The 21,533-nt window shown below is 44.9% G+C and carries 20 protein-coding genes and 1 tRNA gene; 12 read left to right on the top strand and 9 right to left on the bottom strand.

All coding sequences use genetic code 11. The features are described 5' to 3' along the window. Nucleotides 1-126 precede the first annotated feature (126 nt). The 5 genes from QE390_RS14105 to QE390_RS14125 form a co-directional block, all read right to left on the bottom strand. Nucleotides 127-1,647: a carboxylesterase/lipase family protein gene (locus QE390_RS14105; RefSeq protein WP_307142604.1), complete on the bottom strand. Its 1,521-nt coding sequence runs from the start codon at nt 1,645-1,647 to the stop codon at nt 127-129. A 134-nt stretch (nt 1,648-1,781) separates the two neighbouring features. Continuing rightward, nucleotides 1,782-1,853 (bottom strand) — tRNA-Glu (locus QE390_RS14110). Between the two features lie 217 nt (nt 1,854-2,070). After that, complete coding sequence (locus tag QE390_RS14115) at nt 2,071-2,904, bottom strand: SMP-30/gluconolactonase/LRE family protein (protein WP_307142605.1); 834 nt, start codon at nt 2,902-2,904, stop codon at nt 2,071-2,073. A gap of 86 nt (nt 2,905-2,990) precedes the next feature. Further along, complete coding sequence (locus QE390_RS14120; RefSeq protein WP_307142606.1) at nt 2,991-4,103, bottom strand: sugar MFS transporter; 1,113 nt, start codon at nt 4,101-4,103, stop codon at nt 2,991-2,993. Beyond that, entirely contained in the window at nt 4,039-4,245 is a 207-nt protein-coding gene (locus QE390_RS14125; RefSeq protein WP_307142607.1) for a hypothetical protein, read from the bottom strand. Before QE390_RS14125 ends, QE390_RS14120 begins: the two co-directional genes overlap by 65 nt. 403 nt (nt 4,246-4,648) lie before the next feature. Between QE390_RS14125 and QE390_RS14130 the strand changes: the two genes are divergently transcribed. The 5 genes from QE390_RS14130 (at nt 4,649) to QE390_RS14150 (ending at nt 9,124) form a co-directional block, all read left to right on the top strand. Next, complete coding sequence (locus QE390_RS14130; protein WP_307142608.1) at nt 4,649-5,803, top strand: Gfo/Idh/MocA family protein; 1,155 nt, start codon at nt 4,649-4,651, stop codon at nt 5,801-5,803. Nucleotides 5,804-6,036: 233 nt separating this feature from the next. Beyond that, nucleotides 6,037-6,375: a four helix bundle protein gene (locus QE390_RS14135; RefSeq protein WP_373424561.1), complete on the top strand. Its 339-nt coding sequence runs from the start codon at nt 6,037-6,039 to the stop codon at nt 6,373-6,375. 83 nt (nt 6,376-6,458) lie between these two features. Beyond that, a complete protein-coding gene (locus tag QE390_RS14140) occupies nt 6,459-7,604 on the top strand; it encodes a Gfo/Idh/MocA family protein (RefSeq protein WP_106635565.1) in 1,146 nt (381 codons plus the stop codon). A 35-nt stretch (nt 7,605-7,639) separates the two neighbouring features. After that, nucleotides 7,640-8,020, top strand: coding sequence for a four helix bundle protein (locus QE390_RS14145; protein WP_307142609.1), 381 nt, complete (start codon nt 7,640-7,642; stop codon nt 8,018-8,020). Between the two features lie 51 nt (nt 8,021-8,071). Next, nucleotides 8,072-9,124, top strand: coding sequence for a sugar phosphate isomerase/epimerase (locus tag QE390_RS14150; protein ID WP_106635567.1), 1,053 nt, complete (start codon nt 8,072-8,074; stop codon nt 9,122-9,124). A 90-nt stretch (nt 9,125-9,214) separates the two neighbouring features. Here QE390_RS14150 and QE390_RS14155 read toward each other — a convergent pair whose 3' ends face one another. After that, a complete protein-coding gene (locus QE390_RS14155; RefSeq protein WP_106635568.1) occupies nt 9,215-10,228 on the bottom strand; it encodes a glycosyltransferase family 9 protein in 1,014 nt (337 codons plus the stop codon). A 362-nt stretch (nt 10,229-10,590) separates the two neighbouring features. On the opposite strand from QE390_RS14155, the gene QE390_RS14160 reads away from it, so the two are divergent. Both QE390_RS14160 and QE390_RS14165 read left to right on the top strand, forming a co-directional pair. Then, entirely contained in the window at nt 10,591-11,307 is a 717-nt protein-coding gene (locus QE390_RS14160; RefSeq protein ID WP_307142610.1) for a DUF1080 domain-containing protein, read from the top strand. A 251-nt stretch (nt 11,308-11,558) separates the two neighbouring features. Then, nucleotides 11,559-13,064, top strand: coding sequence for a succinate CoA transferase (locus tag QE390_RS14165; RefSeq protein ID WP_307142611.1), 1,506 nt, complete (start codon nt 11,559-11,561; stop codon nt 13,062-13,064). Between the two features lie 240 nt (nt 13,065-13,304). Here the strand turns inward: QE390_RS14165 and QE390_RS14170 are convergent, their stop codons facing one another. From QE390_RS14170 to QE390_RS14180, 3 genes are all read right to left on the bottom strand, one after another. Then, nucleotides 13,305-13,664, bottom strand: a complete 360-nt coding sequence (locus QE390_RS14170) for a transmembrane 220 family protein (RefSeq protein ID WP_307142612.1) — start codon at nt 13,662-13,664, stop codon at nt 13,305-13,307. Nucleotides 13,665-13,670: 6 nt separating this feature from the next. Further along, entirely contained in the window at nt 13,671-14,390 is a 720-nt protein-coding gene (locus tag QE390_RS14175) for a tetratricopeptide repeat protein (protein ID WP_307142613.1), read from the bottom strand. Between the two features lie 664 nt (nt 14,391-15,054). After that, the gene (locus QE390_RS14180) at nt 15,055-16,101 is read right to left on the bottom strand and encodes a pyruvate dehydrogenase complex E1 component subunit beta (protein WP_106635573.1); all 1,047 of its coding nucleotides are present in this window, start codon (nt 16,099-16,101) and stop codon (nt 15,055-15,057) included. 567 nt (nt 16,102-16,668) lie between these two features. On the opposite strand from QE390_RS14180, the gene QE390_RS14185 reads away from it, so the two are divergent. The 5 genes from QE390_RS14185 (at nt 16,669) to QE390_RS14205 (ending at nt 21,067) form a co-directional block, all read left to right on the top strand. Beyond that, complete coding sequence (locus tag QE390_RS14185; RefSeq protein WP_106635574.1) at nt 16,669-16,974, top strand: co-chaperone YbbN; 306 nt, start codon at nt 16,669-16,671, stop codon at nt 16,972-16,974. A 56-nt stretch (nt 16,975-17,030) separates the two neighbouring features. Continuing rightward, entirely contained in the window at nt 17,031-18,530 is a 1,500-nt protein-coding gene (locus QE390_RS14190; protein WP_307142614.1) for a GH3 auxin-responsive promoter family protein, read from the top strand. 419 nt (nt 18,531-18,949) lie between these two features. Beyond that, entirely contained in the window at nt 18,950-20,119 is a 1,170-nt protein-coding gene (locus tag QE390_RS14195; RefSeq protein ID WP_307142615.1) for a 1-deoxy-D-xylulose-5-phosphate reductoisomerase, read from the top strand. Nucleotides 20,120-20,122: 3 nt separating this feature from the next. Further along, nucleotides 20,123-20,452 (top strand): L-rhamnose mutarotase, encoded by a 330-nt coding sequence (locus QE390_RS14200; RefSeq protein WP_307142616.1) that lies wholly within the window; start codon nt 20,123-20,125, stop codon nt 20,450-20,452. 6 nt (nt 20,453-20,458) lie between these two features. Beyond that, nucleotides 20,459-21,067, top strand: a complete 609-nt coding sequence (locus QE390_RS14205; protein WP_307142617.1) for a YigZ family protein — start codon at nt 20,459-20,461, stop codon at nt 21,065-21,067. Nucleotides 21,068-21,533: the final 466 nt, after the last annotated feature.

Below are 21,533 nucleotides of genomic sequence, written 5' to 3' on the forward strand. Positions count from 1 at the left end.
CCAGTCTGTTACGGATCTGTGATCCGTATGTGGGGATTATAAATCTCCAACAGATCGCTTTCGGATTTTCAATCCGAAAGAGCAGAGTATTACTCAAAAGGCAACCCAACCGAAGGCTCGTCTCAGTTACTTCTTTACCTTCTCAAACAAAAAATCCAGCCGCTCCGCATCAGGCAAAACCTCTGCTTTTACTTCCTTACCGAGATTGATAATCTTTTTATCCTGAGTGGTGTACAAGGGCCAGTTTGGCACGTTTTTTCCGTTTGGGTTTCCCGTCGTAATAAAATTCAGCCAATAGGTAGACATGATCCGGGCCAGATCGCGGTCTGTGGATTGCCACGGACGATGGAGGAAGGCAAGGTTATCATAGGCATACGCGACTTCACCCGTATGAAAGGCTCCATACTTCGCATATTCGCCCGTTCCGGGTACTTTTCTGGTAAAGCGATATACGTACACGGGCTGGCCCTGCCGACTTTGAGCATTTGCCCAGGCGTAATTCTGTACGCCAAAAATTAAATCACGTGCCAGCTCATATTGGGATTTAGTAGCTTCTGCTTCGTTTGAGGCGGGGTAATGCCTGAGAAAGGCATTGCCCTCAGTACCGTATTGCTGATACAAGTAATGCTGGTAATCTTCTGCCTTTAGTAAGGGGCCTCGCAGGATACCTTCTTCTTCATTCCACCCGGTTAACAGCGAAACGGGGTTTTGCTGATGGGAAGCAAAAATCTGAGCGATCGGCTCGGGTAAGATGTACCCATCCAGAATGGGGCCGCGTAGGCCTGCATCCGTTTTTAGAATGGCTTCCGCTGGTTTCTTACGTAATTCATCCAGCGATGCTGCTTCGAGCGAATGCATGAACTTGATACCGGCTTCTTCCGCCTGAGCCAGACTTGGATGAGGGGAGGTGAAGTTCGCTCCACTTTCGGCGATAGCCTGCTTAAAAAGGCCCTTTGCCTGCGGACTAGCTACTAGTGCATTGACGCTCATAGAACCCGCCGATTGTCCGGCGATGGTTACCCGGTCAGGATCGCCACCGAAGTTTCGGATGTTTCTCTGAACCCATTTTAGAGCGGCAATCTGATCCATTAATCCGTAATTCCCGGAAGCATAATTACCCGATTCCTGGGTCAGTTCGGGGTGAGCAAAGAAGCCGAAGGTTCCCACCCGGTAATTAATGCTGACGAAAATAATACCCTTTTTAGCCATCGCTTCGCCATCATAGATGGGTACAGCACTGCCTCCGCCCATGAATCCACCGCCATAAATCCAGACCAAAACCGGACGCTTGTCCTGGGTCGATTGTGCTCCTGTCCAGACATTTAAATAGAGGCAATCTTCACGAATGGGTTGTTTAGGAATTAAAAACTCCTCGCTCCACATGCTGAATGGGGCCGGAGAAGCCTGCATGGGACTGGGGCCAAATTGCGTACATTTCCGAATGCCTTTCCAGGGAATTACGGCTTGCGGAGCTTTCCAGCGTAATGGGCCAACGGGAGGAGCCGCGAAAGGGATGCCTTTGTATATACGTATCTTTTCGTGCAGGCTTCCAGAAATCAAGCCGCCGTCCACTTTGACTGGAGCCGGGCCTTTGAAAGAACTTAAACCCAACAGGAGTAACAGATAAAGAAGTAAGAACTTTTTCATAGGAATAGAGGGATCAACAGCCAATCAATCACGGTTTATAAACCGAAAATAATTGAATCCAAAAGAAGCAAAAGGGAGGGTAAGGTAGGAAAGAAAAAAGAGCTAAACAACCGAAGTTATTTAGCTCTTGCCAGTAGTCCGTACGGGAATCGAACCCGTGTTTTATCCGTGAAAGGGATACGTCCTAACCCCTAGACGAACGGACCATTTTATGTTGTTAAGCGGCGATTTTGTTGTCGTTTCGTTTAACGTGGTGCAAATATAGAGGTTTTTTGAAAGCGAACGCAAGTGTTGGGCTGAAAAAAGATAATATTCTTTTAAAGTTTATTCGATTTATAGGTTTTGTCTAATAAAAATGAGTAGGGACGGCAGTTTTGAACAAAAAAAGGGAGAATCCCCCGTTAGGCAATTCTCCCGAATAAATTACTTGATTTGATAAGCCGCTACCGTGTTTCCGTTGAACGTCGGAACGTAGATCACTCGCTTACTTTTATCAAAGCCAATGTCCGCACAGTTCTTTTTATCGGGACGGGTATCCAGTAGTTGTTCCAGCTTTCCATCGGCGGCGTGCCAGTAATGTAAAACGCCTTCCCAGCGGGAAAGGAAAAAGTTTTTCCCGTCGGGTTCGATGCCATCGCCAGACGGCATTCCTTCGGCCAGTTTTTTCAACGTTTTATCGGGATTAACTTCAAAGAAATCGCCACCGCCTGCGGAAATAATGTACATTTTGTTTCCAACAAACTTGATGCCGTTCGGACGCTTTAGTTCGGGACTTTCCAGAAAAACGGAAGCAGTTTTGCCTTTTATTACATAGACCCGGTCGGAGCCCGAATCGGTTACATAAACTTCGCCGTTGGGAGCTACGTCAATGTCATTGAGGTTAACAGCTCCAGCCGGGGCAATTTTCTCTTTGATTTGGCCCGTTCGGACATCAATTACGGCTACTTCGGTAATGTCCGCTACGTATAATTTACCCTTGGAAATCCCCATACCTTTGGGGGCATTCAGTCCATCGGCCCATTTTAATGTCTGTACGGCTCCGTTGGCGGCCAGGGTCGAAATGAATCCCTTCCCGTCAGATTCCCAGGGTTTCCCGTCAATATTGCTCACATAAATGGAATTGGTTTTTGAATCAACCAGAACAGATTCTGGGGTAAGAAACTGATTGCTGTCGGTTTCCCAAAGCTTTTCGAGTCGGGTTTGTGCAGAGCTGGATAGAGCCAGTAATAAACCGCCTGCGGCCAGAAGATTTTTCATACGTAGAATGAATTAGGGTTGAAAAAGAAAGGCTGGAAAAGTTTCCTTCACCAGCCTTTCTGTGCGTATTACTAATCAGTTAAAAATTAAAGTTGAGGCTGTTCCGCAACTAGGGTTTCGTCCTGTTGGTGATCTGGTTTTTTGTTACGCATCATGAACCAAAGTACACCAAAAGCGATGATCAGAATGGCGGGGAAGATGGCCATATTGTCCAGTACTTCCTGACCAGCGGCCAGTTCCATTGCATCGCCAGTAAGGCCCCGAGCGGCAGCATTACGTTTTTCATCATCAATCCAGCCACCAATGATAGGTTGGAAAATGGAAGTAGAGAACATCCCCATACCGCCCATGATGGAAAGTCCGAAGGCTCCTGATTTGGGAATGTATTCAGCCACAAAACCAATCATGGTTGGCCAGAAATAACACACGCCAATCGCGAAAATTACGGCTGAAACGTACACCATCGTGCCAGTAGACTGGCTCATCAAGACAATACCAATCGTCGTGATTAAAGCGGAAGTCCACAGAACACCGGTTGGGTTCAGGTTATGCACCAGTGGGCCTGCGAAGTAACGTCCAACGGCCATTAAGCCCGTTACTAAAGCCAGAATCAATAGTGGGCTAGCTCCTGCTTTACCCAGAATAGGCTCTACCCACTGGGTAGTACCAAATTCTGAAATGGAAGTCAGAGCCATGCAAAGCAGCATGAAAATGTACAGCGGGCTTAGCATTGCCTTAATGTTCGTAACGTTCGATACGCCTTCTTCTGCTTTTGTTTCAGGGAAGGCCTGTCCCGCGAACAGGAGACCGTAAATCACCAAAGGAATGATAATAATTCCCATTTGTAATTGCCAGCCTAAGCTCGCTTCGGTCATGTATTTTGATACCAAACTACCAATCACAATACCACCGGGGAACCACATGTGCAGACGGTTCAGCATTTGTGTTTTCAGCTTGCCTTCATACATGTCAGCAACCAGTGGGTTACAAGCGGCTTCTACAGTACCATTACCTAAACCAACGAAGAAAGTAGAAAGCAATAAAGTCCAGAAACCGTCCGCGAAAATGGTGGAGATGATCCCAATCAGGTGAGTAACGAACGCTACCCAGATGATTTTACGGGGGCCAATGATGTTATATAAAGGACCACCAAAAATCATAGCGATGGGAAAAACCCAGGAATGCCATCTGATTGACATAGCCCAGCTCTTTGGAGGTAAGATTAAATTCAGTACCTAACTGGGTAAGGACACCCGCCCGAATGGCGAAAATCATGGCGGTGGTAATAATCCCAAAACAGCTTGCAACTAATAAGCGGCTCCGGTTAATGGATTGGGTCATAGCTATTGAGGTTTAGAAATAGGGTTTATGGTGTTTGTAATGACGTAGTTAGCGTAATAAACGCTGGGAGGGTTATTAAATTTTTCGGCTAAAAAACGAAAATATATACATTTTAGCTAGAATTTATGGGGTTTATTCTTGAGCTAAAAAGGGGGGATGCGGCTGGAATGTATACTACTTTCTCCGGCTTATGTCGATTCTTCATTTGAAATCTGCAATTTCTTGTCAAACTTTGGCAGCCTTAATTTAGGCGGGGGACGGAATGTATTTTGCTTAAATACGTGGTTTTCTTAGCATTTACGGATAAATCAGGTCTTGAAGAAAAAGGGTGTAGGCAATGCACAACCGACCCTATTCCGTCTTTCCACTAACTATTCATTACGTCTTAAAAACACCTCTAACCATGGCCAGAAAACTCAGAATGGGAATGATCGGTGGAAGCCTGGACGCTTTCATTGGCTCCGTTCACCGTCGGGGAGCCGCTTTAGATGGCGAAATTGAGCTGGTATGCGGAGCGTTCAGTTCAAATCCTGAAAAGTCAAAAGCAACGGGTGAAGCCCTTTATTTACCCGAAGATCGCGTATACGGAAGTTTTGAAGAAATGATTCTTCGCGAAAAAGAACTTCCTGAAGGCGAACGAATGGACTTCGTGTCGATTGTTACTCCCAACCACGCCCATTTCCCCCCCGCCAAAATGGCTCTTGAGAACGGGTTTCACGTTGTTTTGGAGAAGCCCATTACCCTAAACCGGGCCGAAGCCGAAGAGTTGAAAGCCATTTGGGAAAAAACGAATTTGGTCTTCTGCCTGACGCATAATTACACGTCTTATCCGATGGTGAAAGAAGCCCGCCATTTAGTTAAATCGGGAGCTATTGGTAAGATTCGTAAGGTAATTGTGGAATATCCGCAGGGCTGGCTGTACAAAATGGTTGAAAGCTCAGGTACGAATAAACAGGCCGATTGGCGGACTGATCCCGCTAGAAGTGGAGCGGCTGGTGGCGTAGGTGACATCGGAACGCACGCTGAAAATATGGCGGAGTATATTACGGGGTCAAAAATTACGGAGTTACTCGCTGACCTGACCACCTTTGTTGAAGGCCGTCGGCTGGACGACGATGCCAATATGTTACTTCATTTCGAGAACGGAGCGAAGGGAATTCTGCATAACAGTCAGATTTGCAATGGCGAGGAAAATGATCTGAACATCCGGATATACGGAGAACTTGGCGGACTGAAATGGCGACAAATGGAGCCAAACACGCTGGTGTGGACGAATCAGGAAAAAGGATCAAGAATCATCCGTACGGGCGTAAATGCCGAATCGAGAGCGGCTCAGGTGCACACGCGTCAGCCAGCGGGTCACCCCGAGGGGTATGTAGAAACGTTCGCCAGCCTCTATCGGAACTTTGCTTTCGCCGTTCGGGCCAAAGAAGCTGGTCAGGAACCCGATCCTGATTATGATTTCCCGGGTATTGAAGAAGGTATTCGGGGCATGGCCTTCATTAACACTGCTTTAAAATCCAGCTCTAACGGAGCCGTCTGGACTAAATTTGAGTAGTTTGATAGTTTGGACATAGTTAGATAAAGTTTGATTAATGTTAGAAAAGGTTTGAAGAAGTTGGTAAACGTCTTCAAACCTTACTAATCTTGTAGATTAACTAATCTCAGATGCCGACAGCCCATCGTTTTGAAGAATTATTAGTTTGGAAAATAGCTCGCGAATTGTGACAGGATACTTATTCATACACGAACCGGGCAGATTTCAACCATGATTATACTTTAAAAAATCAGATTCGTGCGTCATCTGGTTCTGGAATGGACAATATTGCAGAAGGCTTTGAACGTGGTAGTCGAAAAGAGTTTATTCAGTTTTTAACTATTGCAAAAGGTTCTATTGGCGAAACTCGCTCACAGCTTTATCGGGCTTTTGATGCAAAGTATTTAACTACTGAAGCGTTTGAATCAGCCCAAAGCCAATGCTTGAATTTGGCTAAAATGCTTTATTCCTTCATCGAACATTTAAAGAAGTCGGAAATGAATGGAATTAGGTATAAAGTTCAGGAGGATAGGACTTCTTATGGAAATAATCAGACTTTGAATATTGAAAATCAGTTTTTTACTGAAGTATAAACGGATTCAAACCTTTTCAAATAATCAAACATTTTAACTCTTAATTAAACATTTTTAAACCTTCTCAATAGCTCATTTCACTGATGACAAAAATTAAAGTAGGCGTTGTTGGAACAGGATTTATTGGCCCCGCTCACATCGAAGCCTTACGCCGATTGCCTAACGTAGAAGTAGCTGCTCTCTGCGAAGTAACGTCTGAATTAGCCGCCGCCAAAGCTGCTCAGCTAGGTATTGCCCGTTCGTATACGTTTGATGAATTATTACAGCAGGAAGACATCCAGGTAGTACACATCTGTACCCCCAACTTTTTGCATTACTCGCAGTCTAAAGCTGCTTTGTTAGCGGGTAAGCACGTGGTTTGCGAGAAACCTCTGGCAAAAGATTTGCACGAAGCCGAAGAATTGGTAGAGTTAGCTGCTCAGACAGGTCTGGTAAATGCGGTGCACTTCAACCTGCGTTACTACCCTCTGGCTCGTCAGATGAAAGCCATGCAGGAAAAAGGTGAACTGGGTGAAGTCTATTCCATCATGGGTTCTTACCTGCAAGACTGGCTGTTCTACGAAACAGATTATAGCTGGCGTCTGGAGCCCGATAAGTCAGGAAACAGCCGGGCTATTGCGGACATCGGGTCTCACCTGATGGACATCATCGAGTACATCACCGGACTGAAAACGGTGGAAGTATTGGCTGACTTTAACATCATCCACAAAACGCGTAAGAAGCCTTTGAAGCCCGTTGAGACCTATTCAGGTAAAATGCTTCAGCCCGAAGATTACGCAGATATCGACATTACTACGGAAGATCACGCGAACGTTCTGTTGCGTTTCAATAACGGAAATCGTGGCGTAATTACGGTATCGCAAGTATCAGCTGGTCGTAAAAATCAGTTGAAACTGGAAATTGCTGGTTCGAAACAAACCTTTGCCTGGAATTCTGAAGCTCCTAACGAGTTATGGATTGGTAAGCGGGATGGCAATAACCAAGTATTGATGCGTGATCCTTCATTGGTTCACCCCGAAGTTCGTTCCATCATTACCTTCCCAGGTGGTCATAACGAAGGTTTTGCCGATACTTCCAAGCAAATGTTCAAAGAGGTATATGCAGCAGTAGAAGCCGGTAAAATGCCCGAAAATCCAACGTTCCCGACCTTCGCGGACGGCTACCGTGAGTTACTGATTTGCGAGAAAATCCTCGAATCAAATCAGAAACAAGCTTGGGTTCAGATTTAGTTTTGAATGATTGAAGGAGCGAATGATAGAATAGAATGGAGCCATTAACCCAGAAGGAAGCATTTGTTGAAGAATTCAAAAACCGGACCCAGCAATTCGTCATTCGTAGCATTCGATTATTTCAGGCATTACCTAAAACTGATGAGGCACGAATCATAGGAAAACAATTTCTTCGTTCGGCTTCATCAGTTGGAGCTAATTACCGGGCTGCCTGCCGGGCTAGAAGCAGGGCAGAATTTTACGCTAAAATTAGTATTACGATTGAAGAAGCAGACGAATCTTTATTTTGGTTAGAAATTATCAGAGAAACAGATTTGATGTCTGCTAAGCGATTAGAAGAGTTGATGAAAGAGGCTCTTGAAATCGTTAAAGTACTTGCAAAAGCTAGAAAAAACAGCAAGACGATGAATGAGTAAGCCTTACAAGTATTCACTCATTCTATCATTTACTCATTCAAAACTGAACCTATGAAAAGCTTAAAAGGTCCCGGAATATTTCTGGCTCAATTTATTGGTGATGCGGAGCCGTTTAACTCAATCGATAGTATTGCCAAATACATGGCAAATCTGGGCTACAAAGGAATTCAGGTTCCTTCAGGCGATCCCCGGATGATTGATTTGAAAACTGCCGCTGAGTCCAAAACGTATTGCGACGAGTATAAAGGCAAGCTGGCTGACATTGGTCTGGAAGTAACAGAACTCTCTACGCACTTACAGGGTCAGTTAGTAGCCGTTCACCCGGCTTATTCAACGATGTTCTCCGGCTTTGGGCCGAAAGAAGTAGCGAATGATCCGGCTGCCCAGCAGGCATGGGCTACAGAACAGTTAATCTGGTCGGCTAAAGCCAGTCAGAATCTGGGCCTTACTTCACACGTAACTTTCTCTGGAGCCTTATTATGGCCCTTTGTCTATCCTTGGCCTCAGCGTCCGGCTGGACTAGTGGACATGGCATTCACGGAATTGGCTAAACGCTGGACTCCAATTCTGAATGCGTTTGATGAAGCAGGCGTGAACGTAGGCTTTGAATTACACCCCGGTGAGGATTTACACGACGGAATTACTTTCGAAATGTTCCTCGAAAAAGTAAATAATCACCCACGGGCCGGTATTAACTATGACCCCAGCCACTTCCTGTTGCAACAACTGGATTACCTGCAATTCATCGACTTCTATCACGATCGCATTTATGCATTCCACGTAAAAGACGCTGAATTCAATCCTTCTGGCAAGCAAGGCGTATACGGTGGCTATCAGGGTTGGGTAGAGCGGGCAGGCCGCTTCCGTTCTTTAGGGGATGGTCAGGTAGATTTCAGTTCCATCTTCAGCAAAATGGCTCAGTATGACTATGATGGCTGGGCTGTTCTGGAGTGGGAGTGTGCCATCAAACACCCCGAGCAAGGTGCTGCTGAAGGAGCTCAGTTTATTACCGATCATATGATTCGTGTAACCGAACGGGCCTTCGACGATTTCGCTGGAACGGGGGCTGATGAAGCTTTCAATAAGAAGGTATTAGGTTTATAGTTCCACTACCAGTTTTGCGGCTAGTAGCGAAAATAAAAGAGCCTTTCTGATGCTGTCAGAAAGGCTCTTTTTATAGTTAATTGTAGCGTATCAGGCGTGTACTTTATTCTGCTCTACCCAGGCATTAATCCTGCCTAAAATATCTTCTGGTTTAATCGTATCCATATCTGCGTTTACACAAGTAAGAGATTCTGCTTTTTTACCAACCGGTCCCCAGCGACCAGCATCTTTGGTATGGATATCCGTGTATAAACCCAGCGTATAAATGCCCGAAGCGGCGGCGATGTGAACGGGGCCCGTACTACAGGCAATTAACCCATCAGCCTGACTGATAAACGTAATAAACTGGCTCAGCGGCATTTTACCACTAATGTCAGTTACCTCTTCCGCGTGCTGAGCAAGCCAGGGCTCCAGTTCTTCATGCTCCTTGGCTGACCCGCTGATAAAGATTTTGAATTTTGATTGATCAATTTGCCGGATGAGTTGGGAGTAGTTTTCCAAACTCCATTCCTTACTGTTTTTATGCGACTTGGGGTGAATAATCAGATTAAAGCGATCGTCTGATAATAAAGCTTTAAACTCTGGATTTAGAGGTTGGAAGCGAGTCAGTCCATAATAGTCCGTAACTTCATTCCAGGAAAGCTGCCGATAAATATCTAATCCTCTTAATAACTTCACATTTAACTGAGCTTCGTGCAGACCAGAGTTTTTGCGACTCAAGGGGATCAGTTTGTTGCAGGTATACCAGAAAAAAAAACGGTTCATGGTACCGATTCTTCGCTCAATACCCGCTTTTTTCAATTGCTTCGCCACCACATCCGAATCTTTCAAATGAACTGCTACATCAATCTTTTCCTTGGCTAGTAACTGGTTGATCTCTTCTGACGTTTTTCCCGTCCAGTCATCAAAATTCACGAAACCGTCAATATGCTCACTGGCCAGAGCAATGTCACGCGTATACGTTCTTCCTAAAACAGAAACTTTCGAATCGGGATATTTTTCCTTAATCAGACCGCAGACGGGCATAGCTAACACCATATCTCCTACGGCGTCAGTTCGGCAAACTAATATATGTTTATGGTTAAAAGTCTGGGATGATGGCATAAACGAAATAAATATGTATGGGTAATGAAAGAACGGTGCCTGATGCTCTTTCCGTTAACGAGTTTCCGTGGCGAAAATTTACAATGAGAAACGAAGAAGAAGGGCTGTAAAGATAGACTTCTTCGATTAAAGCTCATGGCGTAAGCCAGATAGTTTTTAAAACCAGTTCAAAAAAGTGAGTTGGAAGTACCAGATTGCTACTATTGATTAATAAATAGATTTGCAAAACGACCAATTCCATTTTTGCCACTAGATTTGTTGACTATCATTTGCTTAGGGTAAGGCAATTTCGTGAAAACAAGTTTCCCTAAGTAAATAATTTTCAGTAAAACCGTACATTTCAACAAGTTAACCTCAGATTCATGAAAAAGACACTCATCGGTATTCTGTCGCTGGTTACAGTTACCTGTCTTGCACAATCCCCCAATTCTCTTTCCAAAGCGGAAAAAAAAGCAGGTTTCAAATTACTTTTTGATGGCAAAACCACTAACGGCTGGCATAAATACAACGGTGAAGGCATCGGTACGGCCTGGAAAATAGAAGAAGGTGCCCTAAAACTGGATGCTGAAGCCCGCAAAGGTGGAGCGACGGCTGGCGATATCGTTACCGACGGTGAATACAAGGATTTTGAACTGAAATACGATTCCAAAATAGCTGAAAACGGTAACAGCGGCGTGATGTTTCACGTTGTTGAAAGTGATAAATACAAATACCCCTGGTTGACGGGTCCTGAAATTCAGGTGATTGACAACGAACGTCACTCGGATAGCAAATTGGAAAGCCACCGGGCGGGTAGTTTATACGACCTGATTCCGGCTAATCCTCAAAACGCGAAACCAGCCGGACAATGGAACTCCATGCGGGTAGTGCTGGATCAGGGTAAATTCGTGATCTATCAAAACGACGTGAAAGTGGTAGAAACGGACATGAGCACGCCTCAGTTTACCGAGATGGTTGCAAAGTCTAAATTCAAAACCATGCCTGATTTTGCCAAGTTTGCAACGGGTCATTTTTGCCTTCAGGATCACGGAGATACGGTATGGTTCCGTAACATCAAAATCCGCGAAATTAAGCACTAAGATTTCAACCTTAGTAACAAAAAAGCCTTTTCAGCGAAAGTTGGAAAGGCTTTTTTATGCGACAGCAATACTTTAAGATTCTAAACGCAAAAATCAAAACCTAAACTCCTACGAAAGCTTGGTTATTTATTATACATAAAACGATTTTATTATATAAGTACACCTAATAAAGAATACATTTGCCCGTACCCCATTGGTCATGGAAAGTATATGTTGAATCATGTAGTACCCATTCAATCACAAGTACGCGTATGTATGAAGACCGAATATTACGAGCAGATCTGCGTGACAAAATTATAAGCGTAGATGAGGCCGCCTCGTTTATCAAAGATCAAATGGTGGTGGGAACCAGCGGCTTTACCAAGGCTGGAGACAGCAAAGCCGTATTACTGGCCTTAGCCCAGCGAGCGAAAACAGAACCTCTGAAAATCACTCTGATTACCGGGGCCTCACTGGGGCAGGATACCGACGCCGCCCTGGCGAACTCTCACGCATTGAATCGCCGGATGCCTTTTCAGGTAGATCCGGTATTACGAAAGAGTATTAACTCAGGGGAGGTTATGTTCATGGATCACCACTTGTGTGAGACCGTTGAGCTATTGCAAAACCAGCATTTACCTTCATTAGATATAGCCGTTATTGAGGCCGCCCGCATTGAAGAAGATGGCAGCATCGTGCCGACTACTTCGGTGGGAAACTCCGCTCACTTTGCGGCTCTGGCCGATAAAGTTATTGTAGAGGTTAACCTGTCAATGCCACTTTCGCTTTGCGGACTACACGATGTGTTTATGGCAGGCGTATATCCAGACCGTTCTATTATTCCCATTACCTCGCCGTCTTCCCGCGTGGGACGCACTTCCATTCCGGTTGATCCAGAGAAAATCGTGGGAATCGTTATAACCAGCGTCAAAGATAGCTCGGCCCAAATCGTACCACCCGATGAAAAGACGACGGCTATTGCTTCGCACTTACTGGAATTTTTCAATCGGGAAGTTAGGCAGGGGAGGCTTAAAAAATCATTACTACCCTTGCAGGCCGGCATTGGCAAAGTAGCAAATGCCGTGTTATCGGGCTTTATCAATAGTGATTTCGAGAATCTCACGATGTACTCAGAGGTGTTACAGGATAGTACGTTTGAGTTAATGGATGCCGGAAAAATGATTTATGCGTCGGCTTCGTCAATTACCGTTTCTGATGAATGGTATACGAAACTGATGAAGGATATTGATAAGTATCGTGATAAGATTGTGCTGCGTCCCCAGAATATCAGTAATGCTCCCGAGGTAATCCGTCGGATGGGCGTAATTGGTATTAACACGGCCATCGAGTTTGACATTTACGGAAACGTGAATTCTACGCACATCAGCGGTACCAAAATGATGAATGGCATCGGTGGTTCGGGAGACTTTGCCCGCAACGCCTTTCTGAGCATTTTCGTGACGCAGGCGGCTTCGAAGAATAATTCTATATCTCACGTATTACCAATGGTTTCGCACGTGGATCATACCGAACACGATGTAGATATACTGGTGACGGATCAGGGTTTGGCAGACTTACGGGGATTGGCTCCCAGAGAACGGGCGAAGGCCATTATTGCCAATTGCGTGCACCCTGACTATCGGGAAGAGCTACAATCGTACTTTGACCGAGCCTGCGAACGCGGGGGGCACACGCCGCACGTACTGGAAGAAGCTTTTAGCTGGCATACCCGCTTAGCAACAACCGGTACGATGAAGAAGGCTGGGGTTTCAACATGAGGACCTTCAAATGGAGAGACGCGACTTCATGGTGTCTGGCCTGGAGATGGAAATCAATGAAAGGTAACAAAGCCACATGAATCCCTTTATTCCTCCAGCCAGATACAGAGAAGTGGAGAGCATTATTTTAGGACTAGGATAGGTTAGTAACAGAGGGTTACTAACCTATCCCAACGTTCGTCCCATTTTTACTGAAAATCTCGAACGTAGTGAGAAATGATAGATGAGACGATTAGGTAACTAACGTCTTCTCTGCGAATAACTCATTCCTAAAAACAGCAAATAAGCCACGGCTACAATACCCAAACCGCAGGCTTCGCGGGCTAATTCCTGATTAGGCGTTTTCATCGTTAAGCCTTCATTTTCGCTGAAGAAACCTTCCCAGGCGGTCATTTGTGTCCAGGAGCTAATAGCCCAGGCCGCTGACCAAATCAGTAGCACTAGTAAGAGCTCTTGATTAAACTTACCCTGAAAAGCCCGTAAGGCTGTGTAGGAAGCGATTAGGTAAATGGTACCCCAGAGCAAAGGATCGGGATCGTTGTATTGCCAGCCTGCAAACAGAATGAAAATGGGAACGAGTAGTAATGCGAAGTACTTCATACGAAATTATTTACAGAAAGTGTCAACCGCGTCGGCGGCTTCGGCATAGCCTAGTTTTTTAGATTGCTGAAAGCTCAGACAAGCGGCCTCCCGGTTTCCTACCAGATTTTGAGCCAGTCCCATGTTAAAAAAGGCCTGTGGAAATTCAGAACGCAGACCAACCGCCTGCTCATAATCGCGGATAGCGGAAGGGTAGTTCTTTTGTTCCAGATAGAGATTTCCTCGAACGAAATACGTCTCGGCGTTCTTAGGAGCCAACTGAACGGCTTTATCAAAATCGACCGTGGCTTTTTGGGGTAACTTCAATTCAGCATAAATAAAGCCACGGTTCAGATAAATCTCAGCCGAGTCGGGAGCAAGGGTAGTTGCTTTCGTTAAATCATGAATAGCCGCCTCAAAATCGCTTTGAGCCATGCGAAGTTTGGCACGATTGAAAAAAGGCAGGTACAAGGACGAATCCGCCTGAATAGCCTGATCGTAATCCATCATCGCGTTACTGAAATCTTTAAGCTGATAATGGGCGACGCCACGGGCATTGAGAGCCTCGGCATTCTTCGGATTAGCCTCTACGGCCTGGTTTAATTCCAGAATGGCTTCGTTTAATTTATTTTCCCGCAGTAATTTTCGCCCTTCTTCCAAATGTTTATTAGAAGAGTTACAGCCTGATATGCAAAGAGATAGACCTAAAATAAGGGCAGGTAGATGGAGCAGACGAAATTTTTTCATGCTGCAATTTACGCTTTGACTTGACATCGTGTCAAAATAAAACGATCTTTGCAGCGGCAAATCAGGCCAGCTCCTGTTGAATCCCCCAGGTCTTGACCGAAGCAAGGGTAGACGGTTGTAGCGGTTCGTGGTTTGCCATTTTTTATTTTATAGCCTTTCCAGTTTTATTCTCCTTCATTTTTGTGTCTTGAAATGCTCCTTTTTCGCGAAGGTGAATATTCTTATTCTACGAGACTTTCTAAAATTTGCAATTATTTTTGATCTTCATTCGAATGATCGAGGTACGAATGAATTTTTATACCTGTTATCTTGGACGAAGTGAGAGAACAGGGTGTAGAAAGGAATACATTTTAAGTACACCTAATGACCAGATGAGTTCGCAAAAACAAGAAAGTCCCTTCACTCTGGATGACAGGCTTGCAAGATAACGACACTTCGGATGGCCCGCTCCAACGAAGGGCAAGCCTATACATTTCTTCCTAGTTTTATTCAAAATACCATCTTAGATAGTAAGTTCTTGTAGCTGATGATACATTGTTTAGTGGTAGAACGCTAAAGAGCATCGATCACCTACCGACCCATAAACTATCAACTACTTACAAAGAAAAAAGCTTCGACCTGATGTCAGATCGAAGCTTTTTGTATGAAGTGATGGAGCGAGCGACTAGTTCCGGTATAAAACGGACTTCACCGCTGATACTACACGCTTAGGATTGGGTAATACCTCTTCAATCAGCGTAGGAGCGTAAGGCAGAGGTACATCGCGGCTGGTTACACGAGCGACGGGAGCGTCAAGGTAATCAAACGCGTACCGTTGCAGGTGATAGGCCACCTCCGAAGAAATAGAGGCCAGAGGAGCTGCTTCCTCAACGATCACACAACGATTCGTTTTCTTGAGGGATTTAACTACCGTACCGTAATCGATTGGACGAACAGAGCGTAAGTCGATTAACTCAACCGAAATACCTTCTTTCTCCAGTTCTTCAATCGCAGGCATTACGATGCGAGGAATTACTTTACCAAAGCTTACGATGGTAACGTCTTTTCCTTCTTTTTTTACATCAGCCACACCGATGGGGATGAGGTATTCTCCGTCGGGTACCTGACCTTTGTCACCGTACATTTGCTCCGATTCCATGAAAATCACGGGATCGTTATCGCGAATGGCTGATTTCAATAAACCTTTGGCATCGGCGGGGTTTGAGGGAATCACCACTTTCAAACCGGGTGTATTTGCGTACCAGCTTTCGAAGTTAGACGAGTGCTGAGCCGCTAACTGACCCGCGTTACCAGTGGGGCCACGAAATACGATAGGAGCGTTATATTGTCCGCCTGACATTTCGTAAATCTTAGCCGCTGAGTTGATCACCTGATCAATCGCTACTAATGAGAAGTTGAACGTCATGAACTCGATAATAGGACGCAGACCATTGGCGGCTGCACCCACACCGATTCCTGCAAAACCTAATTCGGCAATGGGAGTATCGATTACGCGTTCTGGTCCGAATTCATCCAGCATCCCTTGAGATACTTTGTACGCACCGTTGTATTCAGCAACTTCTTCGCCCATTAAAAAAACGCGGGGATCACGTCGCATTTCCTCGCTCATAGCTTCGCGAAGAGCCTCCCGAAATTGTAATTCTCTCATGTTCAGAGTTTCTGTCGTATGTCCAGCTTGAAAGTCTTCGTAAAGACCTTCAAAATTAGGCATGGATCAGCAATTGGCAAGCCTCAACTGCAATCATTTCCGATTTATGCCAATGTTTTTATGGGGAATAATTCATTATCAGCTTATTAAAAATACAGTGTCTTAGATAATTTATAAATCTAAGCTTAAAAAAGGATTATAAGCTCATTAAAAATGTAATTATTGTGCGATAAAATGATAAAAAACTTTTATTACGATTGTTTTTGTATTACTTTTAGAACGCTGCTAGGTAGGTAGTGGCGGATTACTATTGATTACGCGTAGCGAAGTTCCTGAAATCGGCTGCCTGATTTATAAAACTAGCTCCAGTACTCTCCCTCATTAAAACTAAAACATCTAAATCATCGGTATCCAACGAAATTTAGAGAAAGCACGTATTAACTATTAGTCGAGTTCATTAGTTAACCAGCGTTTGTATTCCTTAATGCCGAAAAGCGGGGAATTACTCTTGATGGCTTTGAAGGCATTCTATCAGGCATGATAAGGTCGCATCATACCCGGAATGACCAGCAAAAGCCTCATTGGCAGAGTTCAGTTTTAGTAGTCAAATCAGTTTAATCCGGAAAGATTATGACTTTGGAAGAATTTCTTCAGAGCGATGGGTGCGTTCTTATGCTGGTCTTTCAGCAATACAACCCCCAAGTGAGCCAATCAGAACGTGTGTTGGAAAGCTTTGTTAGTCAGCACCCCAGAGAAGCCCGTTTATTGCGAGTGGCTTGTGGAAGAGAAGATGAATTATTTAAACGCTATAAGATTCAGTCGAACCCGACGGTACTGGGGCTCCGAAAAGGTCGCGAAATCTGGCGGCACGAAGGCCTCACCGACGCGGCGACCCTGGATCAGCTAGCTTCGCAACTGACAGGGAATTGTGCCTAGCCGCTCGAACTAGCTAAAGTTTGTCGTACTTTTGCAGTCTGAGAAATCATTAATGCATGGTACCCATTCGGTCAGTATTAGCAAAGCCCGTCGCGGCCTGGGTTATATCAAAGCGTCGTCAGTGGGAGTTAAAACCCGCTGAAACGCAGAATGTATGGTTTAAAAACTTACTGGATTCCGCCCGGAACACCGAGTTTGGGCGGAATCACTATTTTAAAGATATTCGAACCCCCGCCGATTTTCGTCAGGCTGTTCCCATTCGGGATTATGAAGGGCTAAAGCCTTACGTTGAGAAAGTTACCCACGGGGAAGAGGATATTCTATGGCCCGGAAAGCCCTTATACTTCGCCAAAACTTCGGGTACTACTTCAGGGGTTAAATACATTCCCATCTCCAAAGAATCCATTGGATACCACATCTCCGGTGCCCGTGATGCTCTGCTGAGTTACATTCACGAAACAGGACGAGCCGAGTTTCTGGACAAAAAGCTGATTTTTCTTTCAGGAAGTCCGGAAATGACGATGAAAAATGGCGTTCACGTAGGACGGCTTTCGGGAATTTCCAATCACCACGTTCCGTCTTACCTTCGCACCAATCAGTTGCCTAGCTGGGAAACCAACTGCATTGAAGATTGGGAAACCAAACTGGATCGTATTATTGACGAAACCATTCATCAACCCATGTCGCTGATTTCCGGCATTCCGCCCTGGGTGCAGATGTATTTTGACCGGATTCAAACTCGTACGGGGAAAAAAATCAAGGATGTTTTTCCTGATTTTCAGGTCTTCGTATATGGTGGCGTAAATTTCGAGCCCTATCGGGCGAAGTTATTCGATTCTATCGGGAAGAAGGTAGACTCCATCGAGACCTATCCTGCTTCAGAAGGTTTTATCGCCTACCAGGATTCTCAGACGAATCTCGGCTTACTGATGCTTCTTAATCAGGGCATTTTCTACGAATTTGTTCCGGTAGAGGAATTCTACAATGAAAACCCCCGCCGGTTAACAATTGGCGAGGTAGAGTTGGGCAAGAATTACGTAGTCATTATGAATACCAATGCCGGACTTTGGGGGTACAACATTGGCGATACTGTGAAATTTGTTTCCAAAGATCCGTATCGCATTCTGGTAACGGGCCGAATCAAGCACTTCATTTCGGCCTTTGGCGAACACGTGATTGGAGAAGAAGTAGAGAAAGCCATGGCTTATGCCGTGAGTCGCCAGCCCGAAACGCAGGTGGTGGAATTTACAGTAGCTCCGCAGGTAACACCCACCGAAGGGGGATTGCCTTATCACGAATGGCTGATTGAGTTTGCTAATCCTCCTCAAAACCCTGAACAGTTTCGGCAGGATTTGGATACGCAGTTAACCAAGCTCAACGTCTATTATGACGATTTGATTACGGGAAACATTTTACAGCCTTTGAAGATTAATAGTCTGCGTCAGGGAGCGTTCATTGACTTCATGAAGAGTCAGGGAAAACTTGGCGGACAAAATAAAGTACCTCGTTTGGCAAACGACCGTAAGATCGCCGACGAATTAGGCAGGTTTCACTAGTTGTCAGTTGTCAGTTGTCAGTTGTCAGTTGTCAGTTGTCAGTTGTCAGTTGTCAGTTGTCAGTTGTCAGTTGTCAGTTGTCAGTTGTCAGTTGTCAGTTGTCAGTTGTCAGTTGGAAAGTGAAAACTTGTAAAGGTAGGCAAGACGTTTAGAAATGAAAGATTTAACCCTGGAGGGGTTAAATACGAATAGCCCCGGGTGCAACCCGGGGTAAGGTACAAGTTAAATTACCCCGGTCTGGATGGATCTGGATGATAAAATACAATCAACCCAACGTTTCCCCCAGAGTAACTTTCCTGCCTTGGCTGGTGTCCTAACCAGCCAATTGTAAAAGGAAGTGATTAGTGAAGACACCAACCACGGTGGGTTTAGGTGCGTAAGAACAAAAAACGCCAACAGAAAATACCAATAATTCCCCCATGCAGAAACGAAGTATTGCTATACTGGGCTCGACGGGCTCGATTGGAACACAGGCACTGGACGTGGTTCGGGCTAATCCCGAAGCCTTTCAGGTTGAAGTGTTATCCGCTCAGAATAATGCAACCTTATTAATAGAACAAGCGGTCGAATTTCGTCCGAATGTGGTGGTAATCGGTAATGAAGATGTATACGACAAGGTAAAATCGGCCCTTGATTCACTGGATATCAAAGTTTACTGCGGCATTGAAGCTCTGGCTAATGTGGTACAGATGGACACGATTGATCTGGTGCTAACATCAATGGTGGGATATGCTGGTTTGTTACCCACGCTGAAAGCGATTGAAGCGGGCAAATCCATCGCTCTGGCGAATAAAGAAACGCTGGTGGTGGCAGGAGAGCTGGTTACTGAAGCCGCTCGCCGAAAAGGCATCAATATCTACCCCGTCGACTCTGAGCATTCGGCTATTTTTCAATGTTTGGTAGGGGAGTTTCATAACCCAATCGAAAAAATTATCCTGACGGCTTCGGGCGGTCCTTTTCGTGGAAAAGACCGGGAGTTTTTGAAAACCGTTACCAAAGCTCAGGCTCTCAAACATCCGAACTGGGTAATGGGGGCGAAGATTACCATCGATTCCGCCAGTCTGATGAACAAAGGACTGGAAGTAATCGAAGCCAAATGGCTGTTTGGACTGGATACGCCGCAGATTGATGTAGTGGTACATCCGCAGAGTATCATTCATTCGCTTGTACAGTTTCAGGACGGTTCCATCAAAGCTCAGTTAGGCTTACCTGACATGCGATTACCGATTCAGTTTGCGATGGGTTATCCCAATCGAATGCCTTCTGATTTTCCCCGATTTAGTTTCCTTGACTACCCGACGCTAAGTTTCGAACAGCCTGATGCCGAGACGTTTCGAAATCTGGCTCTGGCTTACCAGGCCCTTGAACGCGGAGGGAATGCCTGCTGCATTCTGAACGCAGCCAATGAAATTGCCGTAGCTGAGTTTTTAAACGATCGGATTGGATTTCTGGAAATGTCGGACCTGATTGAAGACTGTATGAATCGAGTTTCCTTCGTGAAAAGTCCGACGTATGAAGACTATGTACAAACCGACACGGAAACCCGCCGACTGGCTCAGGAGCTCATTAAATCACATTCCATTCATTAAGATATGTCCCGTTACGCTTTAGCTCTAGACCTCGTTGATGATCCACAATTGATCGCTGAATACGAAAAGTACCATGAAACCATCTGGCCGGAAATACACGAAAGCATTACCAGTCAGGGCATTACGAACATGGAAATTTATCGGGCGGGGAATCGTCTGTTTATGATCATGGAAGTGGATGAAACGTTTAGTTTCGAGAAAAAATCGGCTGCCGATTCGGCGAATCCGAAAGTGCAGGAGTGGGAACAGCTCATGTGGAAGTATCAGCAGGCGATTCCCGCTGCCAAGCCCGGTGAGAAGTGGGTAATTATGGATAAAATTTTTCAGTTGTAGATCAAGTTGGGAGATACCTATAAAACAATAGAGCAGCCCGCTGAAGGGTTATTTAAGGATAAAGGAAGTAAGTTTCTTGCCTACGCCTATCCTTTCACGGACGAAGAAGAGCTAAAAACCCGCATTGCCGAGTTAAAAGATTTACATCCCAAAGCCCGGCATCATTGCTGGGCTTATCGTTTAACGCCCGACCGCAGCATTTTTCGGGCCAATGACGATGGGGAACCGTCAGGATCAGCGGGTAAGCCAATCCTCAATACCTTATTGTCGAATGATGTTACGAATATTCTGGTCGTAGTCGTTCGTTACTTTGGCGGCACTCTGTTGGGGGTACCCGGACTTATTAATGCCTATAAAGCAGCTACCCAGGAAGCTTTAAATGCAGCGGAAGTGGTTGAAAAACAGGTTAAGCAAAAGTACGCTCTTCGATTTGATTATTTACAGATGAATGATGTGATGCGGGTGATGAAGGAAGAACCCGTAACCATTCTAAAGCAGGAGTTCGATAATCAGTGCCTGATTGAGTTTACCATTCGGCTGTCTTTGTCCGAATCCGTGGCAGGCCGTTTGCAGAAAATAGAGGATATAGAGCTGGAATCTATAGGAGTTATTTAATATAACAATAAAAGGAAATATTTTACTTATTGTGGGAAAAAGCTTAGGCGATTCTGTAGACGGTTTCCTACAATTAATTTGCTAAGTACTAACTTTTACATTGATAATCAGTATTTTATAGAATTTGTAAGTTGGTTTTTGGCTTGGCACGTCATTTTTCTAGTATAGAATCGTAAACCAGATGTTTTAAAACGAAAAAGAAACACTTATTTATTCTGAGAAAATCCCTGAGGAATTTCAAAAGAGGTTAAATAAGGATTTTCGTCAAGCCATAGAAAGGTAATAACGTTTACAAGATGGTTTGAAAACTGGAGCCCCTGTATTGTTCACGAGTTACACAGGATTATATGTTCAACATAAGAAACTGTTAATTCGACTCCTGAGAGTAAAACAATGCAGAATGTATTTCCGGAAAATCAAGTTTCGAGCGTAATTGGAAAAGATGAGTAACTAATAGGAGTACTCT

Source organism: Siphonobacter sp. SORGH_AS_1065, from assembly GCF_030818595.1.
Classification (GTDB): Bacteria; Bacteroidota; Bacteroidia; order Cytophagales; family Spirosomataceae; genus Siphonobacter.